A 12288-nucleotide genomic window follows, 5' to 3' on the forward strand; every position below is an offset into this window, starting at 1 on the left:
TTAATCATTAACTTTACTTTTGCTGGAAGAGCCGGAATGTCTCTCTTTATAACAGATTCTGAATAGTCTATATTGTAAGGCTTAATCCCAGAAGGCATCTTGATGTTTAACCCTCTTTTCTTTATAGCGTTCGTCAGCAATCTTAGATAATTCCATATCTTCAATTTCTTCTTCCATTAATTCAGTTAATAACTTTAAAACGGACTTGTCCTGAGATTGTGCTACACTAACAAGTAAACCAGTTAGCTGCTCTATGGAATTTGTATGAGCTTTAGAATCCATATTAACTATATACCTACAACTTCTTATATTTTAACATTTTTATGTAATTTTGTCAACCATATTAGATCCCTAGAATCGTTTGTAGCAAGGCCATTTGATCAACACCATTTATCTTTCTTATCATATTTTCAGCATCGATCTCTATCAGTTCATTACCACCTATAGTAAGTTTATAGTAATGAGCAGCTACAGTACACTTCAGCGTTGCTTTTTCAGCAGGTTTCCAGCTACCAAAGTCAAATTCTTTGAATATGCCCCTGAGGTTGATAATTACTCCTTCAATATCATTGCTTCCGCTGCCTTGTAATCCACCTCTGAGCGTCAAAGATACCGAATTTCCATTTATCAACCCAAATAGCCGAAAGAGCTCTGTATCGTATTCAGCAAAAGTGAAATCTGCTTCTAACTTTTCCATACCCATGTCAATATTTATTGGAATATCCATACCACCAGCTCTATATTCATCTGTTTTAATGGTGAGCTTTGGCAAGGTTACTTCATCTATTTTTCCTGCATAACCACGACCATCAACGAATACGTTAAAATTTCTCAGTATTTTTGGTAACACTTTGCTTTCTCCTAACTTATATTTACAAGATGAGATCTGAATATTATTTGCTCAGCCGGATACGGTGGTGTAAACTCGAAGTCAAAATACACTTTCCCGCTTGCAATATTTGCCGGTGTATTGAGTTCGGGAGTTGCATAACATTTTCCACTGATAATAGCTCCTTGCGCTTTTAAATTGGCCAAATAAGAATTCACCCCCTCAATCACATCATCTATATAAGTTTTGGTGATATTGCGATCAACTGCCCATAAATGAGCTCGAAGTAGACTATCATTGATTAAATCTGCAGTCCTTCTCACTGACAGAAAAGCCCATTTTGAGTCATTTGAACATGTTCTATTTCCCCAAAGCCTATAGCCGTTTTGATGAATTATCGTTGTTACTTCATTTTCATTTAAGTGGTTTGCTCTGCAATTTGTATTACCGAGCGTAAAATCAATAGGCCTGCTTGTTCCAACAATACCATTTATCTCTTGATTTGAAGGTGAGTGCCAAAACCCATGCTCATTGTCAATTTTTGCAATTAATCCTGCAACAAACGGACTTGGAGGCAAAATTTCTTCTTCAATAAATACTTTAACCCATGGATCAACTACGTAAACTCTTGAGCTGCCTACACTTTTTCTCCATTTGATTGCTTCTTCATCAACAGTATTTGGTCCGTCTGCAACAATAATTGCTCTTAATTTTTCTGCTATGGAAATTAAAGCACTCACTACTGGATTTACTCCATCTATTTCAGGTAACTGATGAGTAAACTGAGGTGCAATTAATATTCTTGGAGCAACATGAACTATGCTTTCACTGCTGAGAAATGCCTCAATTCCCTGATATTCTCCGGTTTCTTTATCAACACCGCCAATTATATTCTTCAGCGTCTCTTCTTCTTTTAATTTTGGATCACTGTTTTCACTTTCTTTAACTCGAATTACTACTACTGTTGCACCAACTTGTGTAAAGATAGAGCTTACTGCTTGTGGAAGGGTACCTGTTTTACCAAGCTTCGCAGCCTCTTTTAAGCTTCCTGCAATTAACACTGGCTTTATTCAGTGGAAATTTTTGCTCATCTGCTTCAGGAGCAGTACCAATTACACCTATCACTGATGATTTAGCTGTACGTACTGTCTTTGCTCCTGAGGTTACCTCAATAACATTTACTCCGTGTAAAAATTCTTCAGCCATTTCTTTGTATTTTTTTCCTGAAATCATCGAGCAAAGTCTGTAGCTCATTTTCACTTTTGGCTTCTGCAATTTTCTTCTTGGTAATGTCTTCCAACTCTTCACATTTAATTATTTCTTTTACTGCTTTTTTTACTTTTTCTTCAATTATTCTTGCCATTTCGATAATTGTAATACCACGGACTTTTGCTAAAGGCTCTATAATTTCTTTATCCTTTTCATCTATAGATTCTGGTGCTGCTAGAATGCTTTTTGCGGCTTCCGCTTGAATCTCATAAGATTTAGCTTTTTGGTGAGAATAACCTGCATATTGGTGAGTATGATTATCATAATAGAAACGCATACTATCAAATGCACAAAGCTTCGCATTATCCAGTAACTCCTTTTGTATATCTTCTTTAGTACGCTGAGCAATTTCTCCTCCTTCTGTTAACTGATAACTCTTTTGCCAGTCGAAATTCTTTGGCGCTTCATACCAATCATTTCCAGTTGGCTTACTTTCAAGCGTTGTTGTTTCTACTTGTTTGTTATGTTCAAATCTAATATAAATTGGCATTGGTTTTCTCCGTTTTTAATTCCAAATTTTATGAGTGGCATCTAATCCTGGGCATTGCCACGCTCTTAGTGTTCTCTCTACATCTATTTCAAGTCCTGTAGTCAGAAAATTGCTGCGAAAGTTATATATTCCCCACTGAATAAATTGACCATAGATTGTGCTATACGTGTGCTCACTTGCAAAGAACTCAGGTGTCTCACCAACTCTTTCACCTTCTGAGTGAAGATTAGATGACGTATAAAGTAACACTGTAACGGTTTTTCCTGCTGGAATGATTATGTTACCTGATGCAATAAATTCAGGACTGCTAATTTCATGCTGGTAAATACGTGTCCAAGTAATTCTCGAAATCTCTGACTTCCTTGTATTAGTTTTATCAGGTGTACCTATAAATAATCCTGCTCCTCCATAATTAACTTCATCTTTATACCACATTGCAGATCCAACAAAGTTTAGAGTTTTACTTATATCTACATTACTTGTGTTTTTTACGAATATTACTCCCAATGCAGCATAAGGGTATTTCAGCATATTGAATTGCTCCGAAAATCCATCATACATGAATCTTGGGTATGATTCTCCATAGATAAATGTACCTTTACTTCCTTCTAAAAAACTGAGTTGTCTTGGCCGATAAAAACTAACATAGCTTGTATCATATGTGTGAGTACCTGCTAGTAGTTGTAGCATATAGTCTGTTTTTGTTACATCACTACTCCACTGACCAAGCTCAGTTGTAAAAGTTCCGTGGCCAAAGTAATTATTTTTTCTACTTAGTACACCAAATAAAAAAGGTAATGCTCCAGGTTCAATCATATGACGATTTCTTACTTCTTTCATGATTGATGAGCCGCTTGGTACATCATTAACAGTACGGAAGTTATTCACTAAACCTTTTAGACCATCTTTATGATCATTGCCAACACTGTTTATTGCTGCAATATTGGCATTCTTTCTTGTATCAAGTAGTGATATATGTGAATCTGATGATGCTTTTAAAGTATCCAAGGTATTAGTTTTTAGCGTATTGATCTCATTTACAGACTTTGTCTTTGCTACAGTTATCGCCGATATTGAATTTTCCTTATTGCTATTTATGTCACTTAAGTGCGTCCTTGCAGCGCTTAAAAGTTCATTTAACTTACCATCTGTCATCTGTACAATTTCAGAAACTGAACTTTTGCCGATTATTGATTCAAGTGCTTTAGCAAGATATGCTAATTGATCTGGTGTACTATTTGCCGCTAAATCCTTAAGCCTTCTCTGTAGTGCGTCAATTATTTCTTTTATTTTAGCCATTTGCACAATATTAGAAATAGCTTTTTTATCTGCTATCAATTCCAGCGATTTTGCAAGATATGCCAATTGATTAGGTGTGCTGTTTGCTGCTAAATCCTTTATCCTTTGGTATATTGCTTCTTTCATTTCCAAAAATTTAAAAAAGTCTCAAAATTAAACCGCTCAAAATTACTCTTAAGTTGATTATGCTCATCTTCTCTTTCGGTAATATCTTCATCTATTTTCTCAATTGTGGTACGGATACGAACAACATCCTGCACAGCAATATTTTCTGGATGTGGTAGTGTATATCCTCGTTTGCTTTGGTCATTTGGCATTGATTTAAGTAATAATCACTCGCAAATTTTTGACTTTAGGACGATAGACAACTGTTCCACTTAAAACTAATTTTATCCTTGTCTCATTACCATTAAAGTTTGTTAGCACATGAGTTCTCTCTACCCAATTTTCCCCTATTGGTTTTCCCGAGGTTAAATTTACTAGCTGCCATTCTTTGACGCTTTTCTGCACATATGCTTTTACGTCTGCAGTGCCAGGTATTAGCGCATCATATGTTATGGTAATCTTAGTGTTAGCTCCTGCTGTAATGCTTCTTGTAACATAATCTCCTTTTTCCCCTATATTACCCATAACTAGCTGTAACCCAGGATAAAGAACTGGACTTTTTTCTCGCCCTCCTTTTAGGCTTGCTTTTACCGTTAATTCCCCATTTATTCTTTCACGCAGTGCGAGCGGCAAATTATCAGACAAAAAATTTTCTTTTCCTTCTTCATCTGTTAAAATAAATTCCACATTGGTATCAAATGCTACTTTTTCGACGTTCGTCAAAACAATTAAATCTGATACGTTATTTGCAGTAACCTTGCCAAGATCAATAATGTGAGAAACTTCGCTAAATTTTGCAGCCAAAAGCCGAAACGTTAAATCTAAGTTCTGATGTGGAGTCCAGGTACTTGCATTGCTTGATGAAAGTAATACTCCTACTTGATATGGTTGACTTGTTACCCAACGAATATTTACTGTATCATATTTGCCAAGTTCTGCTATTTTTACTGCAGTATCTGCATCATCAGTGAGTAGCACTATTGCATACTCTTGTCCTGCATGGCAAAACACTGGTGACCACTCTATACGTGTTGCTGTGCCATCTATCTTTATATCTTTTGGCTCAACATAACTTTCAGCAATGACAGTCTGCGAGGGCATTCCCACTGCTGTTTCTCTAATCTGCACAACAACACGTTTTTTGCCTTTATTTACAAACCATAGTTCCACGCCTCCTATGTGCCTACTTTCATTTAAAGTAAATGTTTGCGCTAAAGGATCAACTCTTCTTGCCGCGATAACTCTTCTTCTTTCTTCTATGGTAATAGTTTTTTTACCAGTATAAGTTGCTTCTCCATAACTGCCTTTATCACCGAAGAACTGCACTAATTTAGTACCGGCTGGAATATCCGCTGGTATTTTTATTTTTCCTCTTACTTTTCCCTGATTATCTGCAATGAATGTTGCGTTCATGTTTTTCTTTCAAATATTTTCTATGCTTGAGGTTGAATAAAAATTCCATCAAACTTTATCTCTTTAAGCTCCTCACTTGGCTCAAAACCTTCAATTTCAAAATTCTGTACTGCTTCTCTCATAAATTCAGCTTCGTATGAGGTACTTGACAGCAGCTCTGTTGTTTCTTTAACATTAAATACTCTTGTTACTGGACTTTTCCAATTCGTGGTAACCTCTGTCCAGTGATCTATATTTTTATTTAGAGTAATTTGTGCCGGGACTGGATCAAAAGCTTGATATGGATTGATCTTTTCTCCTTTGGTCTGTAAAAGCTGCTCCAGTACCGGTTCAAGTTCATACGGCAACAAATAAGTTTTTTCTCCTCCATCAATATCAGCAATCGTTACATCTATTGGTAAAATTAATTCCTTGTTTACTATTGCTGCAGACTGTGAGATTCCTTGATCGCGCATATCATCATCAAAGAATGGATCTACAAATACTCCTTTTTTGGTGGTAGGTTCTCTTGAATTTGCATCACTGCGTAAACGTTCCTCTGCAACCAGCGCATAAAGATCATTTATTCCCTTCTTCATTGCTTCAAGCTCATTCATGGGCACTGCATGAATAGCATTATTCACTATTTTTACCCCTTCTTTTTCGCCTTCTTTCCATGTCTGATGAATATAGCAGAGCAAAAGTTGTCCGTTAGGTGCTTTTGGCATTGATGGTCGCCAAGGGTGAGAAATTCCTTTTATTCTTCTTACCACCCCTTTGCTATCGATAGTAATTAAATCATAGCGGGGCATTTTCCAGGTGTAATCAACCAGAACCAAGCTGTTATCAACTGCACCTCTTACTTTACATCCCTCTTCACTTATATCTTCAGGGCTTACATGAGTGCGGCAGCGATAGGTTATTTGATAACTACTTCCAGGAGCTGGTTCTTTGCCTGGTAATGACCAATCAACGTTTCCTGCATTTAACTTATAGTCTATACTATTTTCATAAATAACATTGCCTTGTTTAACTTGAATAATCTCAAGTACTGCAGAATCAGGTATCGGATCAATAGCTCCAGAATATGAACCATGAGTAATGGTAATGGTTTTTTGAACAGTTATATCTACTTTTTTAATTTCACTTATTGGAAAATCATTAACCTTCAGTTCCATTACTCTTTGGCTATTTGGCTGAAAAGTATGTGGTTCTGATTCAACTGATTTTATATCCGGATCTTCATCAAAAGAAACACGAATACTGTGAGGAAGTTCAATCTCATAGCCATCAACATGAGCTTTGCCCTCATTAATCACAAATATTTTTTTTCCTCTTTCTCCCACTTCCTTTTGCAGGAACATTACTTCAAGGCCATTTACGACATAGGAACCATTTGCTTCTTTGTCATAACGAGCAAGAGCAGTAGTTACTATATTTGCTTGTGGTGGCGGTGAATGTTCTATTAATACTCCATTTTCAATATGGTAAATTGGATAAAATTCTCCATTTACAGAAAAAGGGGAAGAAACACCATCAGATTGATAACCCCAAATGGTGGAAACTTTAAGCCTTGCTGCTCCTACTTCCTGATAGTTTCTTGTACCAACAGCAGGATCACGAAGGTTTTCATCCTCAAGTTCTGTAATCGTAGATTCTACATAATAAACACCTATGCGAACTGTGGTACTCAGTGGAATAAAAAATTCTTCTTTTTCGACTTTTCTAACTGCTCCACGAAGATAGATTTTTCCTGATTCAAGCGTAACTTTACCAGTTTCTCTATCTATAATACAATTGCTTCCTGTTATAACATCACCATCACGAAATATTGCATCGCCTATACCTTTAAGCTTAGAGAGAGCATATTCCTGAGTCTCGTTTAGTTCTGCAGACTGTAGACCTCTTCCTGCAAGAAATAAGCTTTTTTCGTATTCTTTGTCAGGATTAAAGCGATTATAATAGCTATTCAAAGTCATTCTTTTCCCCTCTTCAGAATGTAACGACAAAGGCAAAAGTTTCCCGGGTTGCTGCGGTTCTGATCAGTGGTACCGTGTGTTCTAAAACTAACAAAATTCCAGGATTTTCCACGTCTTTTGGCTCAAAATATCTCTGTCCAGGAGGTGCTTTCTCCTTTACCTTTGTACCAACCATAACCCCGAGTTCCCTGATAACTTGATTTGCTGCGTCCGTGAAATCGAAAGTAAATTTGAGAAAAAGATTATTAGTTGGTACATTTGAGGGCCTAAACCTTCCAGAAGGAGTTATAAGTTCGCCGTTTTCATCACCTGTGCAGAATAGCACTTCATCTGCAGTACGTCTGCCAAGCTCATTGAGCAGTTTTTGAGATGTAATGGACTCTGGTGGTGTGTCTTGAATGTATTCTATAGTTACTGTACTATTCTCTACAATAGAGCTGTTTTTCGTACGTTTTATTATACCACTACTGCTCTCAACTATATAGTCAATACTGGATTGATACACTGTTTGTCCTGTAAAAACCCTTACATCTTTAATAGTGTGGTAATCTAGAGCTATTTCACCCTCAATAAAAACTTTTTCGACCTGATGGCTACTTTCCCAGCTCGTATCACCTGTTCCCCAAGCAAGGTGGATAGACTGCTCTTTTATACTTGCTGCTATTGCTGCTCTTCCTGATTGTGTGAGTATTGACATTTTAAAGTTTGACCCCTGTATATATATTCACCAAAATTACAAAAACTGTTCAGTTTTTTTAGGAAAATTCTTCTTTTATTTCATAATAAATTTTTGTTGACTAATCTTTAATCTATTTTAGACATAATATATTTACTTTTAGATATATGATAGCTAGTGAGGAATTTTGGGAAAATAATTTAGAAATGCCAGTATCCTTTTTGCTTAAGGACTTTCAAAATCCAAGTTTACGTGAAAGTTGGCTTAATTCTCTTTCTGGTAGACAATTAAGTGTGATTTTTAACCACTATTTTCAGAATAAGCAAAATAGGCAATTATTTAAAGACTACGAAAAATCCGATGATATTTCAACTCAGCAAAAGCGTAAGATGCTTATTAAAATTTCTGAATCTCTGTTTGATTATTACTTAGTCAATCGTTTTAGTCGTGCAAAATCAGAAACAACTATAGCTGAAGTAGCACAGTCTGTATTAAGCCAAGATCTTCTGAAATCATTTCTGTTGCAAAATAACAAATATGACAAAAAGTCCTTGTTGTTTACTCTCTTTATAATTAATCATAACTTACTGAAACAAATTTTCTGCTTTAATCAAGTGCAGAAAAAAGGTTTTTTACCTTTCGTATTAAAAAATCCTCCAAGACAAAAGTCCACTTCATTTAAGGATTTTTTATCAAAAAGTACGATACAGGAAATATTAAAACAGCATGATCTATTCGAAAATGATAGTTTTGAAAGTCAGTTTCAAGAACTCTTTTACTACCAAAATAGTATTTACTTATTTATACGACGTGCTAGTAAAGATGAAGATTTGGTAATGAGTTCAAATAAGGTAATACACGGTTATAAACCTAGTAGAATTATTATTGACTTTGCTTTAAATGCTAACCAAGTAAATCTATCTATTCAAAGTTTTGATCAAGGATTAAAAATAGCAAATAGAATAGCAAGCTGTTATTTTCAACGAGAATGTTCATTTACTAACATGCGCCACCAAAATACAACAGCACAAGTGAGTACTTTTTTGAATGACTGTGTAAAACAACATGTACCTGATATTCGCCTATTTGAATTGAAATTTGGTCCATCTAAATCTAAAACTAATCTTACGTTAAACACGGATAATATTGAAGAGTGGTTGCAGAAGATAGAGCCTTCGGTTGGTAGTGTACTGCATGATGTTTCGCTTGTTCAGCATATCAAAGTATTGTTCAAAAGTAAAAAAGTTACTTTATCCTTTCAGACAGACACGCAATACGCAAATTATATAGAAATTGATTACTCAGAATATGTTCTCAATAGAAAAGAACGAGATGATTTTAAGTCTTTAATTAGAGATAGCTATGGAATTACCGTTTTGTCGAAAACACTCTCAAGATATTGATACTATGTTAGTAAATAGGTCCTGGGTAGATCCTGATGAGAACTATATAGATGCTGCAGAGTATCTCAACCAGATTGATTTTGTTAAACTTGAGAAGCATTACTTCGTTATTTGCGCTAATGATTTAGATCTTGATTTTCCAAATATACAAAATCCTTATTGCAAAAACGAGGTTATCATTTCTCATGATTTTGATGAAGAGTGTGATGATCTAGCTTGCGAGGATTGTGGTCGTGATATTTTTCCTGATACTTATAAAAAACAGCGTTATCTTGTGCTTTCAATTAAACTTAATACGGAAAAAATTATAAGTTGGTTTGAAAAACTATTAATAGGGCTCATATGGGAAAAGGCGGCAAATGGGATATATCATATAAGCTTTAAAAGTAAAATAGTAAGCGTTATTATACCAACTTTATGTACTGATAAGTCATATTTAACTGTAGATAGGTTAAGAACTAATGTTGCTGTTCTTATAACTTTTGGAAAGGCAGACTTAAAAATATTGTTAAGCCTATACACTGTTTCCATGGCTGATTTAATTTGTAAACATCAAACTCTAAATCAAATACTAAGCGAAGCAGTTGAAAAAGGAGTACCAGAGCTATTACCTAATGTTTCTTTTCAAGCATTCCCTTATGTTCCACTGCAAGAAACAACTCTTCCAGAAAAAAAGATACTGCGATTAAAAGTTGAAGATAATACTATTTATGTTAATGACATTGAAATTATAGGCAAACAAGCAATTTCGAGCATCCGCATCTTTAGAGTATTACTTAAACAATTTTTGCGTGACTTGGAAGCAGTTAAAGAATATAAATTTCTTAGTATCATTCAAATAGCAGATAGTTTAGGTATTGAAGACCCAGAACAGCAAGTACGCAGACCTCTTAACAGAATGCAAAAAACAATAGCAGAAAAGCTAGCTAGCACCTTGGGACTAAATATAAAACGCGATGATGTGATACAAGCGTGTAACTGGTCAGGCTATCGGCTTAATCCATCTACCATTAACTTAAGTGCTAGCTAGCCCTATTGCTAAAAACAGTCTAATGGTAACATAACTTTAACGCGTCTGTTATTTCTTGGTACTTCTTTTTCACGAAATTTTATATAACCTTCAGTAACTAAGGCATTAATATATCTAAGAATAGAATGATGACTCTTAAGACCATTCAAAAAAATAGCAAAATTGGGTTTTAGTAAAAAAGCGTCTCTTACTCGCTTCCTCATTAATTAACTGTAAAACAGTATCATATTCTCTCTTCCAGCGTATGGTTCCTTTATGTTTAGTAAGTAATTCTTTAACAAGGTTTATGTCACTTATAATTGAACTCAAAAATTCAGCTATATCCCCGTTTTTATCTTTAGAAACCTGTTGTTCAGCATTCATATCACTAATACCAGGCGATAAATAAGACAGACATTCTTTAAATCAATAGTGTTTTTTGGGATTTATTCATCTATAAAAATTGTTTCAAATAAACACAGCAGCTTTAGAAAGGTATCCAATCACGCTCAGTATTTTGATGTTGCTCTTGAGTAATAACCGTAGCAATCTTGTTTTTCTCTCCATATCGATCAGCCTCAATACCAACTTTTGCAGTAAACTCTAACCCATTAAAATCAGCTATAGAGTTGACTTTTCTAGCAATAACTGCTTTTTCTGAAGTGTCATTTGAATGAATGTTCCGTGCTGACTCTAAAATACTTCTAAGCATAGAACGACCCATTTCTCCCCAAGTATCTTCTCCTTCAACGCTTGCTTTGCCACTTTTAATACCAATTACTTGATAAATCTTACGTTTTGCATATGGACCTTCAGTGACAGTAAATTCAGCGTTTAAATAGATGCTACCAGTAGTGTAGCTTTTCGTGAACCAATTCTCATAACCTCCAGGCTTTATTGCCATTTTTACCTTGACTATTGTACCTTTCGGTATTAAACTGCTTTGCAGTTTTGCGTTATTAAAATCAGTTAAAAAATCTGCTAGCATATTGTCTCCTATAAATTAAGTAAAAAAAGAATCAACTCCATTGGTCTACGAGTTGCCAATTGCCATTTATCTTATCGACAAGTTTGTTTGGTACACGTTCACCATTACGAAGCTCAAATACTATTTGACGGGTAGTGCTTTCTTCATCATGAGAAAACATCACCATGCCAGTACTGTAGAATCCTCTTAAAGATCCAGCACCGCTTAAACCCTGAAATGGATCTTCTTCTAACATTTTTTTGGATAGTTTTTTTGTATGGTGGGTGAGTATTATGCCTGAATCTGGATTGATAACATTTCTCAGTCTTTCAAGTGTTTTTTGCAAGAAGAATAACATAGCGCTATTGTCGTTTTCATTGCCATATTCACTTGAGTTAAAAATGTTACGAAGAGGGTCAATCGCAATAATATCAGGTTTAAAACGCTCTTTGACAACATTTTTGATTTCATCTATTTCTTCACTGCTAAATGATAATTGCACTCTTGGCGTGATAATTAAGTTATTGGCAGCTATGTCCAAAAGCTCTTTATTCAGTTGAAGTTGTTGCAACCGTTCTTTCATATATTCATATTCAATTTCAGTTTGCATGTAGAAAATTTTCAAAGGTTTATTTGGTGTCATACCGAGAAATGATCTACCAGCAGCCATGTGGACGAGCCATGAAATTAGAAAATCGCTTTTGCCAATTTTAGGAGGGCCACCCAGTACTAATAGACCTCTTTTTGTCAGAATCCTTGGTGAGATTATATCTTCTGGTATCGGTGATTGATCATCCAAATATTCTTTCACACTGAAAAAGGGAACTTTTTGACCGATATTGAAAAAGCTTTGTTCCATAATAATTATTC

13 protein-coding genes and 1 pseudogene are annotated in these 12288 nt (G+C 35.2%); 2 read left to right on the forward strand and 12 right to left on the reverse strand.

What is annotated here, in order from left to right; genetic code table 11:
• Window positions 1-81: 81 nt before the first annotated feature.
• From AAGD59_RS02975 to AAGD59_RS03015, 9 genes and pseudogenes are all read right to left on the reverse strand, one after another.
• Window positions 82-282 carry a hypothetical protein gene (locus AAGD59_RS02975; protein ID WP_007303020.1) on the reverse strand — a complete coding sequence of 67 codons (201 nt, stop codon included), beginning with the start codon at window positions 280-282 and terminating at the stop codon, window positions 82-84.
• 61 nt (window positions 283-343) lie between these two features.
• A complete protein-coding gene (locus AAGD59_RS02980) occupies window positions 344-850 on the reverse strand; it encodes a phage major tail tube protein (RefSeq protein WP_265028022.1) in 507 nt (168 codons plus the stop codon).
• A gap of 11 nt (window positions 851-861) precedes the next feature.
• Window positions 862-2035: pseudogene (locus tag AAGD59_RS02985) on the reverse strand (phage tail sheath subtilisin-like domain-containing protein).
• The gene (locus tag AAGD59_RS02990) at window positions 2028-2588 is read right to left on the reverse strand and encodes a hypothetical protein (protein WP_063631162.1); all 561 of its coding nucleotides are present in this window, start codon (window positions 2586-2588) and stop codon (window positions 2028-2030) included. Before AAGD59_RS02990 ends, AAGD59_RS02985 begins: the two are co-directional and overlap by 8 nt.
• A gap of 15 nt (window positions 2589-2603) precedes the next feature.
• Complete coding sequence (locus tag AAGD59_RS02995) at window positions 2604-4013, reverse strand: hypothetical protein (protein ID WP_265028023.1); 1410 nt, start codon at window positions 4011-4013, stop codon at window positions 2604-2606.
• Entirely contained in the window at window positions 4010-4204 is a 195-nt protein-coding gene (locus AAGD59_RS03000; protein ID WP_065094988.1) for a hypothetical protein, read from the reverse strand. Before AAGD59_RS03000 ends, AAGD59_RS02995 begins: the two co-directional genes overlap by 4 nt.
• A 4-nt stretch (window positions 4205-4208) precedes the next feature.
• A complete protein-coding gene (locus tag AAGD59_RS03005) occupies window positions 4209-5405 on the reverse strand; it encodes a hypothetical protein (protein WP_341812889.1) in 1197 nt (398 codons plus the stop codon).
• A gap of 20 nt (window positions 5406-5425) precedes the next feature.
• Window positions 5426-7363: a DUF4815 domain-containing protein gene (locus AAGD59_RS03010; protein WP_265028024.1), complete on the reverse strand. Its 1938-nt coding sequence runs from the start codon at window positions 7361-7363 to the stop codon at window positions 5426-5428.
• A gap of 13 nt (window positions 7364-7376) precedes the next feature.
• Complete coding sequence (locus AAGD59_RS03015; RefSeq protein WP_265028025.1) at window positions 7377-8060, reverse strand: hypothetical protein; 684 nt, start codon at window positions 8058-8060, stop codon at window positions 7377-7379.
• 146 nt (window positions 8061-8206) lie between these two features.
• Between AAGD59_RS03015 and AAGD59_RS03020 the strand changes: the two genes are divergently transcribed.
• Both AAGD59_RS03020 and AAGD59_RS03025 read left to right on the forward strand, forming a co-directional pair.
• Window positions 8207-9442, forward strand: a complete 1236-nt coding sequence (locus AAGD59_RS03020; RefSeq protein ID WP_264375672.1) for a hypothetical protein — start codon at window positions 8207-8209, stop codon at window positions 9440-9442.
• Window positions 9402-10472 carry a hypothetical protein gene (locus AAGD59_RS03025; RefSeq protein WP_265024763.1) on the forward strand — a complete coding sequence of 357 codons (1071 nt, stop codon included), beginning with the start codon at window positions 9402-9404 and terminating at the stop codon, window positions 10470-10472. The genes AAGD59_RS03020 and AAGD59_RS03025 overlap by 41 nt, the downstream gene beginning before the upstream one ends.
• A 135-nt stretch (window positions 10473-10607) precedes the next feature.
• Here AAGD59_RS03025 and AAGD59_RS03030 read toward each other — a convergent pair whose 3' ends face one another.
• From AAGD59_RS03030 to AAGD59_RS03040, 3 genes are all read right to left on the reverse strand, one after another.
• A complete protein-coding gene (locus AAGD59_RS03030; RefSeq protein ID WP_265028026.1) occupies window positions 10608-10835 on the reverse strand; it encodes a hypothetical protein in 228 nt (75 codons plus the stop codon).
• Between the two features lie 103 nt (window positions 10836-10938).
• A complete protein-coding gene (locus AAGD59_RS03035; RefSeq protein ID WP_265024762.1) occupies window positions 10939-11439 on the reverse strand; it encodes a hypothetical protein in 501 nt (166 codons plus the stop codon).
• A 31-nt stretch (window positions 11440-11470) separates the two neighbouring features.
• The gene (locus tag AAGD59_RS03040; protein ID WP_265024761.1) at window positions 11471-12277 is read right to left on the reverse strand and encodes a helicase RepA family protein; all 807 of its coding nucleotides are present in this window, start codon (window positions 12275-12277) and stop codon (window positions 11471-11473) included.
• Window positions 12278-12288: the final 11 nt, after the last annotated feature.

The sequence above is a fragment of the Wolbachia endosymbiont (group A) of Cephus spinipes genome, assembly GCF_964026895.1.
Classification (GTDB): Bacteria; Pseudomonadota; Alphaproteobacteria; order Rickettsiales; family Anaplasmataceae; genus Wolbachia; species Wolbachia pipientis.